The organism is Sphingomonas chungangi (assembly GCF_013778325.1).
In the GTDB taxonomy this organism is placed as follows: Bacteria; Pseudomonadota; Alphaproteobacteria; order Sphingomonadales; family Sphingomonadaceae; genus Solisphingomonas; species Solisphingomonas chungangi.
Window position 1 is genome coordinate 412035 of sequence record NZ_JACEIB010000003.1, and the last position, 17290, is coordinate 429324.

A 17290-nucleotide genomic window follows, 5' to 3' on the forward strand; every position below is an offset into this window, starting at 1 on the left:
TTCTGCTCCATGGGCCGCAGATGGGGGGATGGATGTTGGACCAGATCGGCGATGGTGAGTTTGCTGGATGGGGTGCATCTCCCCTGACGTTGAGACAGGCCGTCATCGAGCGTCTGCGCGATGCCATCATTCTCGGTATGCTGAAGCCGGGTGAGCTTTTGCGTGACACCGCGCTGGCAAACCGGCTGGGCGTGAGCGCGACGCCGATCCGCGAGGCGCTCGGCGATCTGGCGGCCGAAGGGCTGATCGAGATCGAAGCCCGCCGTCTGAAGCGGGTCACGCCGATCGACAGCAAGGCGATGGCGGACCTGTTCCTCGTCCAGGGAGAGCTTTGGCGATTGGGATACGTCTGGGGAATGCCCAAGGTAGGGCGGGCCGGACAGTCCGAGCTCGAAGCGGCGATCAGCCACTATCGCGTCGCGCTTTCCAAAGACGACGCTCTGGGCGCGATCCGGGCGGGGCACGCCTTCCATACCGTGTTCATCACCGCGTCCGGCAATGGCGAGCTGCTGCGCTCGACGCTCGATCGCCGCTCCCTGATCGCGCGGTTCATTCTGCTTCATGGGCGCGAGACGCTCTCCGAGAACGGGCTGCAATTGCATGAAGCCATGCTCGGCGCCTTCCGCGAAGGCGCCTATCCCGAGGTGCTTTCCCATCTCGACCGGCTGACAAGGCGACTGTTCCAGCTCGCCACGGCTGCCGGAAGCACCGCCAAGCCCCAATCAAAGAAAGTGGCCTGATGGATTTCGAGCTCCCGGAAGAATATCGCGCGTTCCAGGATATGGTCCGCCGGTGGATCGACAAGGAAGTCCCCAAGGAGTGGGCGCGATCCTTAGAGAAGGACGAGCACAATTACCCGTTCGCCTTGTGGGACAAGTTCACTGAAGCCGGCTTCCACGGGATCGGTATCTCCGAGGACTATGACGGTCAGGGCGGCGACGTCGTCATGCAGATGCTGCTCGCCCGCGAGCTGGCGCGCTCGCTCGGCGGCCTCGCCTGGATCTGGGGCATCACCTCGTTCGCCGGTTCCAAGTCGATTGGCCTCTATGGCTCGCCGGAACAGAAGCGGGAATATCTGCCGCTGATCGCCACCGGCCGGCTCAAGGCCGCGATCGCCTTCACCGAGCCGGCTGGCGGCACCGATCTGCTCGGTGCGATGGCGACGACCGCGGAGAAGATTTCCGGCGGATGGAAGCTGAACGGCGAGAAGATCTGGAGCTCGTCGGCGCATGTCGCCGACTATCTCCTCGTCATCGCGCGCAGCGACAGGAATGCCGAAAAGAAGCATCAGGGCCTCACCCTGTTCTGGGTTCCGACCAAGACCGCCGGCATCACGATCACGCCACTCGCCAAGCTCGGCATGCGCTCCATGGGCTCGTGCTCGATTCATTTCGACGACGCTTTCGTGCCTGACGAAGCTGTGTTGGGTGAACCGCACAAGGCCTGGTACATGCTGCTTCCGACACTCAACAATGAGCGCATCATGGTCGGCGCCTTCTGCCTCGGGGTCATCGACGGCGTGCTCGAGGACGCGCTCGACTATATGAAGCAGCGCAAGGCCTTCGGCGGCATCATCGGTCGTTTCCAGATCTTGCAGCATTACGTCGCCGACATCGCGACGATGCAGAAGACGACGGAGCTGATGCTGCATTATTGCGCCGACAAGCAGAGCCGTGGCGAGAATGTCGGGCAAGAGGCGAACATGCTCAAGCTGATGGCTTCCGAAAACGCGAACGCCGCTGCCGATCTGGGCATCCAGATCCTCGGCGGCATGGGCTATTCCGCCGAGACCGACATGCAGCGCTACTGGCGCGACTCCCGGCTGTGGCGGATCGGGCCGATCACCAACGAGATGGTGCGTAACGGCATTGCAGAGAGCTTGGGCCTGCCCCGTTCCTTCTAAAGATAGGTGCGCGCGCAGGAGTATCGCGGGAGTCCCGAACGATTAGCGGAGAGATGCCGATGAACATGATGTTCCCCGAGCCGGTCATTCCGGCCCACGTGCCGCCTGAACTGGTGAAGCCCGATTTCCCGTTCATCTTCGGCCTGACGACCGACAGGGACCCGTTCAACGATCTCGCCGCATCGATCCACGAAGGGCCGGATATCATCTATGCGCCCTTCGCCTATCCCGGCGGCCAGCCCGCGTGGGTGCCGCGCCGCATGGAGACGCTGCGCACCATCTACCTGGATACCGAGCATTTCTCGTCGACCGATTTCTCGCCCTTCTCGAAGCTGATCGGCGCCAACTGGATCAACTCGCCGGCCGAGCTCGATCCGCCCGCGCACGGCCCGTTCCGTCAGATGGTCAACCCGGCCTTCACGCCCAAGGCGATGGCCGCGCTGGAGGACAAGATCCGCGTTTATGCCGCGGAGTATGTCGATGCCTTCGCGGCGAAGGGCGAATGCGAGTTCATGGCCGACTTCGCCTTCGAGTTCCCGATCAAGGTGTTCATGGACCTCATGGGCCTGCCGCACGATCGCGTCGCCGAGTTCATGGACTGGGAAATGAACCTGCTCCACAATCACGATCTGTCCAAGATCGCGGCTGCGACGCAGAAAGTGGTCGATTATCTCGCGGAGGAGATCGAGGACCGGCGCCAGAACCCGCGGGACGATCTCATCACCTTCGGCGTCAACAACAAGATCGGCGATCGCCCTTTGACCCAGGACGAGCTGATCGGCTTCATGTTCAACCTGTTCATCGGCGGCCTCGACACGGTTTCGACCAACATGGGGCTGCAATTCTGGCACCTCGCGACCCATGCCGACGATCAGGCCCGGCTGCGCGCCCATCCGTCCGAGATACCGCACGCGATCGACGAGCTGATGCGGGCCTATGGCGCGGTGACCACCTTCCGCACGTGCAGGAAGGAAACCGAGATCGCCGGCATCCGCTTCATGCCGGGGGACAAGGTGGCGATGTCGACGACGCTTGCCGGTCGCGATCCGGCGGAATTCGACAACCCGGCCGACGTGCGGCTGGATCGCAAGCCGCGCCATGTCGGCTTCGGGTTCGGAATCCACACCTGCATCGGTATGCATCTCGCCCGCCGCGAGTTGCGCATCGCGATGGAGGAATTTCTCGCGCGTGTTCCGGCTTTCAAGCTGAAGCCTGACCATACCGTCGTCTGCCACATGGGCATGATCCAGCCCGTCGCGCTGCCGCTGGTCTGGTGAAACTGGGGCCGGGTGGAGGCTCCGACCGGTTCAACTCCGCAGATAATCCGCGTAGCGATCGACATAGTGCCTGACCCGGCCGACCAGAAAATCGGGTAGCGCATCCGGCGCCGGCATCGCCTTCTCGTTGCCGTAGCTGCGGATCGACAGGATGAGGATCTTCAGCGCGGCAACGGCCAGATAATAACTGAAATAGGGCATCGGCCAGCCATAGATACGCTCGAACCCCGCAATCGCGGCTGCTTCGTCGGGGATGCCGTCGATTCGCTGGACCCCGAAGTTGAGGCTGAACACGTCGTCAAGGTACATCCAGTGCGCCAGATCGGCTTCGGGCGGGCCGAGCGACGCGACTTCGAAATCGAACAGCGAGGCAACCTCGCCGTCGCGCCGGAACATCGTGTTGCCGAGCCGGGCGTCGTTCCAGACGAGTCCCGATCGCTGCAGGGGCGGGGGATTGGCGATGAGGAAGCGAAGTGCGGTTTCGATGATCGGGAAAGGCCGCCCGGCCGATGCCCAGTCGTACCAGCGACTGACGAACCTGGTGAGATAGAATATCGCGCCGGGTGCAGAGTCCACGCCGTCGGCAAGAAACGGAAAGGCCTGCCAGTCGATCGCGTGGAGCCTGTGCATTTCGCGCACGCCGTTCCACCAGTGCCGCGCGCGATCCGCCGCGCCGAGCTCTTCCGCGAACCAGCCTTGCGCATGGTAGCTTGGAAAATCCGGCGGCACACGCCCGTCGATCCGATCCATCAGGAAGAAGGGCGCGCCGAGAACCGCCGGGTCTTCTTCCTTGAACTCGACGGTCGGCACCTTGACCGATGAATGGGCGGTGATCGCCCGCATCACGCGACACTGATGGAACACGTCGGCGAGCATCGGCACTGCGACGTCCCGCTGGAGCCGCGCGACGAGTGGGCGCTCGCGCTTTACGCCGTCGTCTGTCCAGGCGGCGGTGAACAGCACGGTGCGGCTGGAAAATCCCTGCGCGGGCTCGGTGACGTCGCGAATGACGACGGGCGGCCGGCCCGCGAGACGCGCCGACAGCCAGTCGGCCAAGCGGTCGGCCGGGAAGGCGGGCTCGGCCGTCACGTGAGCGCGATCGCGCCGTCCGGGCCGATGTGCCCGTTCAGCTTGGCGGCCTCCGTCCGCTCCCGGACTAGCGCGAGGATGTCGTCATGATAGGCATCTCCGGGCGCAAGCAACCGGGGCCAGCCGCCGGAGCCGAGATAGACGGGCACGATTCTTATGCCCGTGATCGCGCCGCCCGAGATGGTGACCGATGCGGCAAGCCCTCGGCTCGTCTCGTCGAGCAGCGGTGCCGATATGCCCGATGGGGTCTCGTCACGCGACCAGGGCGAGATCATCGCGAACTTGCCCATGCAATAGAGGATCGCCTTGCCGCGATAGACCTCCACCCCCTTGATCGGCAGCGGTCCCTGGCTGACGATCAGGTCCACGCCTGCGTCAATGAAGGCGTGGGCCGCCTCGCGCTGATAGTCTGCGATGGCCGACGGATGCTCGAGGATGCCCCAGTGGCAGCTCAGTACGACGATGTCGGTCTCGGCTTTGAGCGCCCTGACGCTCTCTATCACCGCGCCGAGATCCTCGCGGTTGACCAGCGTGCGGATGTCCGGCTCGGTCCCCCAATTGTCCCAAGATGCATTCTCTGCATAGGTGTGGCGGCGCAATGGCACGATGCCGGGGGTGCGCCGGCCGGCATGGGCGCCGGGCAGGAAGCCGGACGTGCAGGCGAGGAAACCGATCCGGTGGCCATTGCGCTCGACGATCGCGGGTTCCCGCGCGGCCGCGATATCAATCCCGCCGCCCACCGGCGCAATGTCGTTTTCCCGAAGCAGCGCGATCGTCCGCAGAAAGGCGCGGTAGCCGCCGTGCATGGTGTGATTGTTGGCGACCGACATCACGTCGAAGCCGGCGCGGCCCATCATCCGGATCGATTCCGGGGCGCCCGGCGCGAACAGGTCGCCCTTGTCGAAATCGTCGTTGATATGCGCTTCGACCGGATGCGTATCGCCCGCTTCCTCGGCATAAGGCCATTCGCAGTTTCCGAAGGTGATGTCCGCGCGGGATAGTGTCGGGGTCGACTGGTCGAACAGTTTGGCGGGCGGCTCGCGCGTCATCAATTGCAGATCGCCGACCACGAACAGTTCGACATCGCCACGCTCGTCCATCGTCATGCTCCTAGCTGCGACAAAGCTACTCAGTGGTCCCGACGCCGAGGTTTCGCCTTCAGAAATCGATCACGATCTTGCCGTAGGGACTGCCCGCCTGCGCGGCCCAGGCCTCGGCCGCCGACGAGAAAGGAAAACGTACGGTGTCGGCACGCAGGCCGTGGTCGAGCGCCATGCCCATCAACCTGTCGTAGGCGGCGCGGCGCTCGGTTGCGGGGCGTTGGCCCGTACCGACCCCGACATGGCTTCGGAAGACGAGATCGCGCAGCGACAGGGTGACGGTGGAACCGGCCTGGACCCCAATGCTCATCATCCGCGCGCCCGGCGCGGTCGCACGCATGGCCGCCTCGGCGGGCGGGCCGTAGATCACGTCGAGCACGACATCGAACCCCCGTTTGCAGGCCGCTTTGAGCGCGGCTTCATCGTCGTCCCCACCGATCACCGCCACGGCATCCGCAAGGCCGCGTTCCTGTAGCGCGGCGAGCTTGGCGGCATTGCGCGACGCCGCCACGACGCGGCCGGCGCCGACTATCCGTGCGATCTGGAGCGCGAACTGGCCGACCGGCCCGGTCGCGCCGAGGATCAGGACTTCGTCGCCCGGCCGGATGCGCGCTTCCTCAAGCGGGATCAGCGCGCCCGTCCCCGAAATGGCGAGGGCGATGACCTGATCATGCTCCAGCCCGGCAGGGACGGGCCAGATTTCGCTGTCCGCCACGAGGGTCTGCTCCGCCATCGCGCCGAACGGCGGGAGGCTATGCCCGAAATAGACGCGCTCGCCGCTTGCCAGCCGGCCTACCCCTTCGCCGCCCGGCACATAGTCCGCCTCCACCGGGCCGAAGAAGCCTTTCGCGCGCATCAGGTCTGTCGGGCCGATTCCGGCCGCTTCGACGATGACGATGCTGTGACCGTCGCGCGCCTCCGGCGCTGGCCGTTCGGCCAGCGTAAAGCTGCCGTCGCGGGCGATGTTGGCGGTGCGCATGGCCACTCCGTATGGGCTGAGGGAAACTAGCGTGCCTGTCGCAGGTAGGGGGAAAACGCGCGGCGGGAACTCCAATGTCGGGTCGAAACCGGATGAGGACAGGGATGATGACGACACCGCTTTCGCTTGAAACCTATCGCTTGCTGGGGCGCTCGGGCCTGCGCGTCTCGCCGCTGGCACTGGGCAGCATGACGTTTGGTGAGGAATGGGGTGCCGAGGAGCAGGAATCGCGCCGTATCTTCGATGCCTATGTCGATCGCGGCGGCAATTTCATCGACACGGCGGGATTCTACGCGGACGGTAGATCGGAAGAGCTGACCGGCAAATTCGCCGAGTCGAAGCGCGAACAGCTCGTCCTGGCGACCAAATACTCGCTCGTCCGGGGTGTCGGTGATCCCAACAGCGCCGGCAACGGGCGGCGCAACATGATGCGAACGGTCGAGACGAGCCTGAGACGGCTGCGCACCGATCGCATCGACCTCTTCTTCCTGCACGTCTGGGACGATACCACCCCCGCCGACGAGATCCTGCGGGCGTTCGACGACCTCGTGACGCAGGGCAAGATCTTGTATCTGGGCATTTCGGACACGCCCGCCTGGCAGATCGCGCGGCTACAGACGATGGCGGAGCTGCGTGGCTGGACACAGCTGGCCGGCCTCCAGGTTGAGTACAACCTCATCGAGCGTACCGCCGAGCGCGAGCTGATTCCGGCGGCGCAGTCCTTGGGAATCGGCGTGCTGCCCTGGTCGCCGCTGGCGAGCGGGCGTCTCTCCGGCAAATATGCGTCCGGCGCGTCGCCGGATGAAGCTGGCGGAAGGGGAGCGATGCTCGTCGCCGGCGGCCGGATCACCGAACGGGCGACGGCGATCGCCGATGTCGTGAAGGCCGTCGCCGACGAGATCGGCGTCACCTCCGCGCAGGTCGCGATCGCGTGGACGCTGGCCAACCCCGCGGTCGTGTCGCCGCAGATCGGCGCCCGTACGCAGCGTCAGCTCGAAGACAACCTGGGTGCACTCGACGTGAAGCTCGAGCCGGAGCATCTCGCGCGGCTGGCAGAGGCCAGCCGTTTCGATCTAGGCTTCCCCCACGACTTCCTGTCCGCGCCGCTGATCCGGCAGGCCTTGACCGCGGGACGGACGATCCAGCTGCGACGGTGCTAAGGCATGAGGGCCCGCCGATGGCACGGTGCCATCGGCGGGCATCGGATCAGAAGCTGTAGCGGGCCGTCACACCGTAGGTGCGCGGATCGCCGACGGCGACTGAATTGACCGGGAAGCTGTTCAGCAGCACGTCCGCCGCGGCGAAGTAGCGCTCCTTGGTCAGGTTGCGGACGAAGACGCTGAGATCCAGGCCGGTGCCGCCGATCTTCTCCCAATCGAGCCGCATATTGACGAGATTGTAGCCGGGCAGCTTCTCGCCATATTGGCCGCCGAAGTCCGCGGTCATGAACAGGTCGCCGCTCAGCGTCAGGTTGCTGTCGAGCGGCCGGAACGGAAGCGTCCAGCTGCCGCTCAGCGTGCCCGAGAAGCTCGGTGCATATTTGTTGACGCTGTCCTTGGTGAACACGATTCCCTGGATCGGCGGCAGCGAGACGCTGTCGACGGTCACATGTGTATAGGCGCCGTTGAACGACAGCGTGAGGTTTCGCGTCGGGCTGACCGATGCCTCCAGCTCGACGCCATAGATCGAGAGATCGGCCGCGTTCACGCCGATCGAGGCGTTGGTCGGATTGTCCGGCGCGTTCGACGGTACGATACCCTGGACGTTCAGGAACTGCAGCGCGTTCTTGTACTTGGTATAGTAGGCGGCCGTGTTGATACGGCCCCGCGCGCCGGCGACATTGAAGTCCCACTTCTCACCGATCTCGACGTCCGTCAGCTTCTCCTCTCCGGTCTTCTGGAAAGGCCGCAGATCGACGCTGTTGGCGCTGTTCGTGGTGGTAAAGGGTGTCTCGAACAACGGCGTGTTGACGTTCACGCCGCGATAGCCGCGGCGGCTGACGACATAGAGCAGCAGGTTGGGCCGCGCCTTCCAGTCGAGCCCAACGGTCCAGCTCGGCGCCGAGCCACGGTTGCTGACGATGCCCACGCCGTCGGTTGTGTTGCCGTCATTGGCGATGCTCCGGCACGTCGCATCGCTGGCGTAGGTGGTACCGATCGCGCCGCCGCAAGCCGAGACCTTGTCCCAGCTGTAGCGGATGCCGCCGGTGAAGTTCAGCGTGTCGGTGACCTTGTAGGTCGCCTGGCCGAAGAACGCATAGTTGGTGTTGCGGACGTTCGCCGTCACCACCGATGCCGGCGCGCCGGGCGTCGTGAAGGCATCGAAGGTCGAGCCGGAAGGGCCGTCCGGCGTATCGTGGCTGTAGAAGGCGCCGACGATGAAGTTGAAGCGATTGAACGTGCCCAGGAATTGCGTCTCGTTCGTCAGATACTGGCGCTCGATCAGTGCGGCGGCGTGGAAGATCGTGAACGGCACGTCGACCGGACTCCCGACCGCCGCGCCGGGCAGGAAGGTGGGGCCTACCGCCGCCGTATTGATCAGCTGGTCGCTCTTGTTCTTGCGATAGCCGAAGATGTTGCGCAGCGTGAAGTTGCCGAAGGTTGCGCTTGTATCGTTGCTGATGCCCTCGTTGCGGCGATTGGCGCGACCGCTGCCCGAGCTATCTTCAAACGATCCATAGAAATTGGCCTTCTGCTGGCCCAGATAGCCTTGGATCTGCTGATCGAGCGAATCCGCGATCGCGCCCGGGCCGAACAGCGCGCCGAAGGAGAAGTTCTGGCGGAGCAGATAGTAGCCCGAGCCATATTCACGCGCCTTGAAATAATCGGCGGTGGTGGTGCTCTTCAGCCAGTCGGTCGGGGTGAAGAGTACGGATACGCGGCCGCTATCCTGGTGGACGTTGTTGAAACCGTTGCCGCCGTTGATGGCGTAGATTTCCGGATCGCGGCGACGGATCTGGCCGGCAACGCGCACGGCCAGGATGTCCTTGATGAGCGGCACGTTCACCGCTCCCTGGACTTCCTTGTAGTCGTAATTGCCGTAGGTGCCTTCGAGATAGCCGGTGAAATCGCGCGTCGATGCGGACTGGGGGGTGATCAGAATGGCGCCACCAAGCGTGTTGCGGCCGAACAACGTTCCCTGCGGGCCTTTGAGCACCTGCACGTTCGCGATGTCGAAGGTTGGCACGTTCGAGCCGAGCGACGCGAGCGGTACGTTGGCGAAATAGGTGACCACGCCGGGCGTCACTTCGCCGGTCGGGATCTGGCCGATGCCGCGCAGGGTGACGGCGGTGTTGTCCTTGCCGCCTTCCGACGAGAAGGTCAGGCCAGGGGAGATCGTGCGGATATCGGCGATGGTCTGGACGCTGCTGCGGGTCAACGTCGCGCCGCTGAACGCCGCGACCGAGATCGGCACGTTCTGGAGCTTCTCGTCACGCCGGCGCGCGGTCACGATGATATCGCCCGGCCCCGCGGAGGGCGCTCCGACGTTCTGCGACGTGCCGCTGTCTGTCGCGGCGGACGCAGAGGGAGCTGGCGATCCGGGTGTCGGGGGCGGCGAGGCAGGGGCTGCGACCGGTGCGCCACTGGCCTGCGCGAATGCCGCCGCGGGAGCCAGCACCGCGAGCGCGACTGTGCCGAGCAGGGCTTTCCGGATGATCGGTTCTAGCGGCATTTTTACCTCCCTTACGCTTGTTCTGTATTCTGTATCGAGTGATGCTCGTCTGGCGCGTCTCTTGCGGTGACACGCAGTTTCGAAACCTATCTTAATGCAGGGCGGCGTTCGAAGTCGGATCCGGTGTTGCAAAAAGCCCGATCCGGTATCGGATCCGGAGCGCCCGCGCGACGCGCGACGTCTTGTCGTTCATCCGGCGCTTCGATAGGGCATTCCCGTGAACGAAATGAGCATCACGAGACGAGCCTATCAGACCCTGCGCGCCCAGATCATCGGGTGCGAACTGAAACCCGGCGCGCGCCTGAACATCTCTTCACTGCAAGCGACGCTGGAACTCAGCCAGGCTTCTGTCCGGGAAGCGCTCTCGCGGCTGACGGCGGAGGGTCTCGTCGAAAGCGACCAGCATCGCGGATTTCGCGTGAGCCCGGTTTCGGCAACCGGCTTTCGCGAGTTGATCGAAGCCTGCATGACCGTCGAGCTGCCATGTATCCGCTCGTCGATCGCCAATGGCGACCCTGAATGGGAACGGCGGATAACCGCAGCCTATCACCGTTGCGTGCTTACGCTCGAGCAACTCTCCACAGGCGCAGTGGGAATTGATGCCTACTCGAATGAGCGAAAGGGATTTTACGACGCCCTGCTGAGCGCCTGCGAGAACAAGTGGCTGCTGTGGTCGTGGGAACTGCTTTACGCCCAGAACATGCGCTATCGTCATATGTACCTGGCGCTCGCGCGCTGGGATCTGGAGCATCTGTCGATGCATCGCGAAGTGCTGGACGCGGTGCTGCGACGGGACATTGCCAAGGTCGAGGCGATGGCGATCGCCAATTACGCGGAGTCGGTCGCCTATATTGAGCAAGCGATGTTGCATCACCTCGAAGAGACATCCGTCGGTCCGCAGACCCTCGCATCTGCGTAACTCTCCCGATCGCATCCGACGGCTTATGCATTGCCACGGATATCATGCATAAACTTGACGCAGGTATGGATCGGACGTAGCCTCCTCACAGCCTTACAAAGGTCGAACAGGAGAGTGCGGATGCCATACCGTGTCGCAATTCCGGACGACAGCGAGGCCCTGGAGCATATCCTCAACCACCTGGGCACGCCGATGCTGGTCGATGCGCGCAAGCGCATGTTCCGGCTTGTTTACGACGCGCCGGAAACCACGCTCAGCCCGCGCGAGCGCGAGGCGATGCGCTTTCCGATGACGGCGATGATGGGCTGCCCGATCTGCAATTCGATGCGCATGTGGCGCGACTGGCCCGGCTTCAGCGACGAGCCGATCGAAGAGGAATTCTATCGGCAGGCGGAAGCACGCAATATCGCGTGGCCCGGATTTTCGGCCAGGGAGGCGCTTGCGCTCGAGTTCGTCGATCGGTTTGCGAATGCGGTCGATGGCCTGAACGGCGACGACGCGTTCTGGAAACGCATGCATGCGAATTTCTCCGACGTCGAGATCGGCGACATCGTCAACCTCGCCGGAATCTGGCTGGGGGTGGGGCATGGCCTGAAGGCGCTCGGCATCGGCAGCGTCTGTCAGCTTCCGGTGGGCGAAGAGGTGTATGCCAGGCTGCGCAACGCCGAACTGAGCGTCGCATAGCGCCACAGCCGCCTATGAATGTGGCGCGGAACCCGAGAGACGGAGAGAACCGTGGTGCCTAAATTTTGCCGGATGGCGTGGCTCGTCGATGACATGACAAGCTTCACGGCCGAGATGGGGGATCTGCTCGGCGCCAGATTCCGCACGCCGGGCCTCATCGCCGAACTCTACCCCGATGCCGGCTTCAAGGTGATGTTCGGCGAGCATGGCATCGAGCCGATCGAGCCCGGGCCCGGCGGCCTGCCCTTCGGCGGCGGTGAGCGTCTGATCGAGATCGCCATCGACGTGGCGGATGCGGAAGCGGTGCGCGCGCGCCTGGGAGACGCCGGGTTCGAGCCCGCCGCGATCAGCTATCTGCCGGTACCGGCGGTGAACGAATATCTATTCGGTCGCGATTTCCATGGCATTCCGTTTCTCGCCTGCACCGAGGGGGTCAACGAGGCCCAGCTCCGATCGGAAGCGCCGTTCGATGCGCTGGCCGAGGCCGCCCCTCCGAAGATCGGTTGCGTGGAACTCGTGGTCGCGGATGCCGACGCACTCGCCGCCGATCTCAAGAAATTCTACGACATGGACTTCATCGAGACCGATCCCGCCGGCCTCGGGCGACGTGCTTTGGCCGGATCCCATCGCGTGAAGCTGATCGAAGGCCCTACTGCGCTGCTCGATGATCTCGAGCTGCCGCTTGCCGCGATCGACGTCATGCATGGCGATGTCGAATCGGCGAGGAGAGGGTTCGAGGCGGCAGGCTTCAAGGTCCGCCACGCGCGCGCGCTGCAATCGGGCGGTCACGCCTACTTCTTCGGCCCGACGGTTCAGGGCCTGCCGATCACGCTGTACCCGGAAAGCGCCGATGCCGAGATGATCGGCCTGTTCGAACGTGAACTCGCCTGAGCGATCAGGGTGGGCGAGTGCCATGTCCGTGGCACTCGCAAATTCGCACACTCACCGCGTGACGTAGTCACTCAGCACCGGCACCACACGCTGCTGTTCGGGAATGTTCTCGACACCGATGCGGCGATCGATTTCCTCCTCGAACCAGTAGAGCGCGCGCTCCTGGTAGCCCATCATGACCTTGGGCATCTGCCCGCTCTTCAACCCGCGCTGGATGCTCGCGAAGAGCTGGAGATCCTCGGCGAGGATGCTCTCCACATTGGGGCGCATCGCCGCCCAATAGGCGCGATCCTCTTCCGCATCGGACTCCCATCCGACGAGACGCACCTCCATGATCGACTTGTCCGGATCGGTCGGGTGCGGCCAGAAACATTGCAGCGTGAAGCCGATCGGATCGAGCGCGAAGAAGGTGTTGGGAAATGTCGGCCGCGCGATGGTGCATTCCTTGAAGAGCTCGCCCATCTCCTCCGGAAAGCCGATGCCGCTTTTGAAGATCGAGTCGCCCTTGCGCTTGCGGGTGGCGAACCGCGAATGGCCGCCTTCGTAAAGCGCGACGACGAAGCTCTGTGAATCCAGATAAGGCGCGAGTGATTTCGCGTGAACGATCGACACGTGATAGATTTCTAGAAAGTTGTGATAGGCCGTTTTCCAGTTCGTCTCCATCGGGACGAGGAAATGATCCTTCACGACCAGCTTCTCGAGCGGGTAACCGTCCGTTTCCGGGGCGACCGGGGCCATGAATTCGGCAAGCGGCTGGGCGGCGTCATCGAAATTGATGAAGATCATGCCGCGCCACGTTTCACAGCGAACCGGGATGAGGCCGCGCTCGCTCTTGTCGAGGCATGCGAAATCATGCTGGTCGGGCACGGACTTCAGCTTGCCTTCGAGATCGTAGCCCCAGGCATGGTAGGGGCATACGAAGCGCATCGCCTTGCCCTTGGGCTCGAGCAGCAGCGCCGAAGCGCGGTGGCGACAGACATTGTGGAAGGCCCGGATCTCACCGTCCTTGCCGCGGCTGACGATGACCGATCGATCCAGCTTCTCGAACAGCAGATAGGAGCCCGCGCCGGGAAGATCGGTCGCCAGTCCCGCGAGCAGCCAGGACTTGCTCCAGAGATGATCCCGTTCCAGCTGGGCGAAAGCAGGATCGAAGTAACGGGACGCCGGTACCTCGGGGAGGGTGGGAAAGGCATCCGGATAGCCCTTGCGCCCGAGCTGGGCATCCATCGTCTCGTGAATGAGGGTGAGCGTCTGGTCGGTCATCGCTGATCTCCAACAATTGTCGGCTGCGGGACGGGCAGCCGGCTACCCGGCAAGAGCATTCAGGCTTCGGCCATCGCCGTCGAGGCAGGGTCGCCCGGCACCACCGCGCCGAAACAGCTCTGCGCGAGGTAGCTGCAGCTATATTCACGCACTTCGGTGAACTTGCCGTCGCGCAGCGTGAACACGAAATGATAGGCGTTGTTGTATCGCTTGCCGTTGAGCATCTCGCTGTCCGTCTCCGCCTCCACCGCGACGCGATCACCCTCGGCGGTCATTGCTACGACGGAGAGTTGGATCGGCGTGGTCAGCACCTGCGACATCGTCGTCGGCACCTTGGCGAATTCCTCGCGCGTCCAGTGATAGAGCAGCCATTCGGGCTGGCGGGCCATGGTGCGAAAGCCGAAATCCTCGGCGGTCAACGCCAGGATGGCCGCTTCGTCCCCGCGATTGACCGCATCGAACCAGCTTTGCACCGCCTGCTTGTTCTGCTCGATACTCATCGACGCATCCTCGGGCCCTAGTTGTCACCGCGGTCTGCCGCCGCTGCGCTGACATTATGCATAAACCACACGAAGGTACATGGAAAAATGTGTGGCGGTTCGACGCTGCGTCAATCCTCCTCGGCAATGACGACGCGCATGCCTGTCAGCGCATCGGTCATGGTGATCTGGCAGGACAGGCGGGAATAGGCATCGCGGTGAGCAGAACCGTCGAGCAGGTCGCTCTCGTCCGGCGTCATCGCCGGAAGCTTGCCGGCGAAAGACGGATCGATATGCACGTGACAGGTGGCGCAGGAGCAACATCCCCCGCACAGCGCGAGGAGTTCGTCGATGCCATTGTCGCGGATCGCCTCCATGACGCTGATGCCCGCAGCAGCATCAAGCGTCTTTTCCTCGCCTTCCCGGGTGACGACCACAAGCTCCGGCATATTTTCTCTCCTCTCGACGATCCCGACGCATGGCAGGTTCGGAATGCCCTCGAACCTTTCTAAAGATGAGTGAAACGGCACGCGCATCGCTTGCGGCTGCCGCAATTGGCGCGATATGGTCGCGCTCGACGTCGGCCGGCGGAGATCGGCGAAAATATTCGGAGAGCTTCGCCATGGGCCAGATTTCGAATGTGTACGATGTCCCGGAAACGACGGCGATGGAATGCCGCGTGTCGGGGAGGATCGCGCTCGAGCGAGCGACGGTCGAAATCCATCACTACCGCTTCCGCGGTCCGCAAGGCGGGGTGTTCCGATCGCGACGGGGGTTTCTCGATCTGGCGCTGTCGCCGCGCCCCGGGACGCCGCAGGGCGCGTATCCGGCGATAGCCGGCAGCGCACCGCAGCCGCTGGGCGACATCATCTTCATCCCCGCCAACCAGGAACTGGAAACCGAATGGGGTGAAGGCGAGCAGACCTCCGTCTGTTGCGCGTTCGATCGGGTCGACGTCGACGGCGAGGGGCATATCCTGGATTCGGCCGCATTGGAGGCCTCGCTCGACGTCCGTAACGTTTATGTGCGCGACGCGCTGCAGCGGCTCGCGCGCGAGATCGAGAATCCGGGGCTATGCAGCGCGCTTCTCGCCGAGGCGATCTGGACCGAATTGGCGATCGAGCTCCACCGATATCTCATGCGGCCGCGAGAGGCTTCGCCCGGCAGCCTGTCGCGTCTGTCGACGACGCAGCTTCGCCGCATAGACGAGATGATCGATCGGCCGGGCCGGCTTCCGACGATCGCGGAACTTGCCAAGCTGTGCGATGTCAGCACGCGCCATTTCTTCCGCATCTTCCGGGCATCGACTGGCCGCACGCTGGCGGGATATGCGACCGAGAAGCGGATCGATCGCGCCAAGCAATTGCTGTCCTCGCCCCGGCCGGCCGTCAAGGAAGTCGCGTGGCGGTGCGGCTTCGAGACCCCGGCCGCCTTCTCTGCGGCTTTTCGCCGCTCGGTAGGGATTACCCCGATGGAGTTCCGCCAGTCGCGCAAGCACTAGCTGCGAGGCCGTCGCGCGATGGCAATGGCGGAGTGCAGCAAGACTGTCGCATTGCTCGCACACTACACCGTCAGGCAGCATCCGCCGGCCACGGTGGTGACAGAGTTTTGGAGGACGGCGTGCCTGAGAATATCTTCGATCTGACGGGCAAGGTGTCGCTCGTGACGGGGGCCAATTCCGGGCTTGGTTTCGGATTTGCGCGAGGCCTCGCCCGATCCGGCAGCGACGTCGTCGTCTGGGGCCGGCGCGCCGACAAGAACGAGGAAGCCGCCGCCAAGCTGCGCGCATATGGCGTCCGCGTGATGACCGATGCGATCGACGTCCGGGACAATGCCGCAATCGACGCCGGGGTCGACCGTATCGTCGCCGAGATGGGCCGGCTCGACGTCGTGGTGGCCAATGCCGGTATCGCAACCCAGGTGCCGTTCGTCGAGATGGATCGCACCACCTATCGCGAACTGATCGACATCAATCTCGATGGCGCGGTGTTCACATTGCGCGCCGGTGCAAAGCACATGGTAGATCGTGCCGCAGCCGGCGACCCCGGCGGCTCGTTGATCGTCTGCGGCAGCGGATCGATTTTCCAGGGTGTGCCGACGCTGGCCCACTATGCCATCGCGAAGGGCGCGCTCAACTCGCTCGCCAAGACCCTCGCCGCCGAGCTCGGTCCGCACGCCATACGCTGCAACGTGATCGCGCCGGGCTTCATCGAGACCGAGATGACCTTCGCGAACAAGGAGGTCGGCGAAATGATTGCCGCGGCCGTCTCCGCGAAGGCGCCGCTCGGTCGCATCGGCAAGCCGGCCGACCTGGAGGGCGCCTGCGTCTATCTCGCCAGCGATGCCTCTTCCTATCACACCGGCGATACGCTTGTCGTGGACGGCGGCAAGATGACGGCGAACTGACGGCACGACCAGCCGGAACGGCAGAACGAAAGGATCGAGATGTTCGCTCGCCCCAATGCACAGCATTGCCAGGTCGCCTATGTGACCAACGACATCGAGGCCGCGTCCGATGCCTTTCAGAAGGAATATGACGCGCCCGGCTTCTACCAGTTCACCAACGTCGGCACCGGTGCCGATGCGGGGGGCCCGCAGCTCAAGATCGGGCTCGCGCGCGTCGGCGGGATCGAGATCGAACTGATCGAACCGATCGGGGATACCGCGCCGTTGTTCAAGGACGTGCTGCCCGATGGCCCCGGGCTGGCGATCCGCTTCCACCATGTCGCGATCCGCATCGACGGCCCGCTCGCCAATTGGGACGCGCATTTGGCCTCGATCGATTTCGATCGACATCCGATCGTGTTCGAGGGCGCGCTGGGCGATCAGCTGCGGTTCTTCTATACCGACGAACGCGCAACGCTCGGTCACTATGTCGAGCATGTCTGGCTCGCGCCCGAACTCTACGCAAACATGCTGGCGGCGACGCCGACCTTCCCACCAGCGGCTGTCACCTGAGGCGGGCTTAGCCGGCTGCGATGATAGGGTCGATAGCGTTGTCGGCCGGATCAGACGGTTGCGGCGCGAGCGGCTG

Annotated in this window: 17 protein-coding genes; 10 read left to right on the plus strand and 7 right to left on the minus strand. The window is 64.0% G+C overall.

Going from position 1 to position 17290, the window contains the following annotated elements; all coding sequences use genetic code 11:
* The first annotated feature begins 32 nt into the window (after nucleotides 1-32).
* Genes HZF05_RS06250 through HZF05_RS06260 form a run of 3 tightly spaced genes read left to right on the plus strand, consistent with a single transcriptional unit; the run spans nucleotide 33 to nucleotide 3180 of the window.
* A complete protein-coding gene (locus HZF05_RS06250) occupies nucleotides 33-740 on the plus strand; it encodes a GntR family transcriptional regulator (protein WP_246331639.1) in 708 nt (235 codons plus the stop codon).
* Nucleotides 740-1903: an acyl-CoA dehydrogenase family protein gene (locus HZF05_RS06255; RefSeq protein ID WP_160363505.1), complete on the plus strand. Its 1164-nt coding sequence runs from the start codon at nucleotides 740-742 to the stop codon at nucleotides 1901-1903. The genes HZF05_RS06250 and HZF05_RS06255 overlap by 1 nt, the downstream gene beginning before the upstream one ends.
* A gap of 59 nt (nucleotides 1904-1962) precedes the next feature.
* Nucleotides 1963-3180, plus strand: a complete 1218-nt coding sequence (locus tag HZF05_RS06260) for a cytochrome P450 (RefSeq protein WP_246331641.1) — start codon at nucleotides 1963-1965, stop codon at nucleotides 3178-3180.
* Between the two features lie 30 nt (nucleotides 3181-3210).
* Here HZF05_RS06260 and HZF05_RS06265 read toward each other — a convergent pair whose 3' ends face one another.
* From HZF05_RS06265 to HZF05_RS06275, 3 genes are read right to left on the minus strand one after another with little or no spacing between them, the layout of a single operon-like run.
* Nucleotides 3211-4269: a phosphotransferase gene (locus tag HZF05_RS06265; RefSeq protein ID WP_160363506.1), complete on the minus strand. Its 1059-nt coding sequence runs from the start codon at nucleotides 4267-4269 to the stop codon at nucleotides 3211-3213.
* On the minus strand, nucleotides 4266-5369 hold the full coding sequence (locus HZF05_RS06270; protein ID WP_160363507.1) for a CapA family protein: 1104 nt from the start codon (nucleotides 5367-5369) through the stop codon (nucleotides 4266-4268). Before HZF05_RS06270 ends, HZF05_RS06265 begins: the two co-directional genes overlap by 4 nt.
* Nucleotides 5370-5427: 58 nt before the next feature.
* Complete coding sequence (locus HZF05_RS06275; protein WP_160363508.1) at nucleotides 5428-6348, minus strand: quinone oxidoreductase family protein; 921 nt, start codon at nucleotides 6346-6348, stop codon at nucleotides 5428-5430.
* 107 nt (nucleotides 6349-6455) lie between these two features.
* Between HZF05_RS06275 and HZF05_RS06280 the strand changes: the two genes are divergently transcribed.
* On the plus strand, nucleotides 6456-7508 hold the full coding sequence (locus HZF05_RS06280; protein ID WP_160363509.1) for an aldo/keto reductase: 1053 nt from the start codon (nucleotides 6456-6458) through the stop codon (nucleotides 7506-7508).
* Between the two features lie 46 nt (nucleotides 7509-7554).
* Here the strand turns inward: HZF05_RS06280 and HZF05_RS06285 are convergent, their stop codons facing one another.
* Nucleotides 7555-10020, minus strand: coding sequence for a TonB-dependent receptor (locus HZF05_RS06285; protein WP_160363510.1), 2466 nt, complete (start codon nucleotides 10018-10020; stop codon nucleotides 7555-7557).
* A 226-nt stretch (nucleotides 10021-10246) separates the two neighbouring features.
* Here HZF05_RS06285 and HZF05_RS06290 point away from each other — a divergent pair, with 226 nt between their 5' ends.
* The 3 genes from HZF05_RS06290 to HZF05_RS06300 all read left to right on the plus strand — a co-directional run bounded on the left by HZF05_RS06290 (nucleotide 10247) and on the right by HZF05_RS06300 (nucleotide 12514).
* The gene (locus HZF05_RS06290) at nucleotides 10247-10939 is read left to right on the plus strand and encodes a GntR family transcriptional regulator (protein WP_246331730.1); all 693 of its coding nucleotides are present in this window, start codon (nucleotides 10247-10249) and stop codon (nucleotides 10937-10939) included.
* 120 nt (nucleotides 10940-11059) lie between these two features.
* On the plus strand, nucleotides 11060-11623 hold the full coding sequence (locus tag HZF05_RS06295; RefSeq protein ID WP_160363512.1) for a carboxymuconolactone decarboxylase family protein: 564 nt from the start codon (nucleotides 11060-11062) through the stop codon (nucleotides 11621-11623).
* 51 nt (nucleotides 11624-11674) lie between these two features.
* Nucleotides 11675-12514, plus strand: a complete 840-nt coding sequence (locus tag HZF05_RS06300) for a hypothetical protein (RefSeq protein WP_160363513.1) — start codon at nucleotides 11675-11677, stop codon at nucleotides 12512-12514.
* Between the two features lie 51 nt (nucleotides 12515-12565).
* On the opposite strand, the gene HZF05_RS06305 is transcribed toward HZF05_RS06300, so the two are convergent.
* From HZF05_RS06305 to HZF05_RS06315, 3 genes are all read right to left on the minus strand, one after another.
* A complete protein-coding gene (locus HZF05_RS06305) occupies nucleotides 12566-13777 on the minus strand; it encodes an aromatic ring-hydroxylating oxygenase subunit alpha (protein WP_160363514.1) in 1212 nt (403 codons plus the stop codon).
* Nucleotides 13778-13836: 59 nt separating this feature from the next.
* Complete coding sequence (locus tag HZF05_RS06310) at nucleotides 13837-14277, minus strand: nuclear transport factor 2 family protein (RefSeq protein WP_160363515.1); 441 nt, start codon at nucleotides 14275-14277, stop codon at nucleotides 13837-13839.
* A 110-nt stretch (nucleotides 14278-14387) separates the two neighbouring features.
* On the minus strand, nucleotides 14388-14705 hold the full coding sequence (locus HZF05_RS06315; RefSeq protein ID WP_160363516.1) for a 2Fe-2S iron-sulfur cluster-binding protein: 318 nt from the start codon (nucleotides 14703-14705) through the stop codon (nucleotides 14388-14390).
* A gap of 173 nt (nucleotides 14706-14878) precedes the next feature.
* Between HZF05_RS06315 and HZF05_RS06320 the strand changes: the two genes are divergently transcribed.
* The 3 genes from HZF05_RS06320 (at nucleotide 14879) to HZF05_RS06330 (ending at nucleotide 17214) form a co-directional block, all read left to right on the plus strand.
* On the plus strand, nucleotides 14879-15757 hold the full coding sequence (locus tag HZF05_RS06320; RefSeq protein WP_160363517.1) for a helix-turn-helix transcriptional regulator: 879 nt from the start codon (nucleotides 14879-14881) through the stop codon (nucleotides 15755-15757).
* Between the two features lie 119 nt (nucleotides 15758-15876).
* Nucleotides 15877-16662: an SDR family oxidoreductase gene (locus tag HZF05_RS06325; protein ID WP_160363518.1), complete on the plus strand. Its 786-nt coding sequence runs from the start codon at nucleotides 15877-15879 to the stop codon at nucleotides 16660-16662.
* A 39-nt stretch (nucleotides 16663-16701) separates the two neighbouring features.
* Nucleotides 16702-17214, plus strand: coding sequence for a VOC family protein (locus HZF05_RS06330; protein ID WP_160363519.1), 513 nt, complete (start codon nucleotides 16702-16704; stop codon nucleotides 17212-17214).
* Nucleotides 17215-17290: the final 76 nt, after the last annotated feature.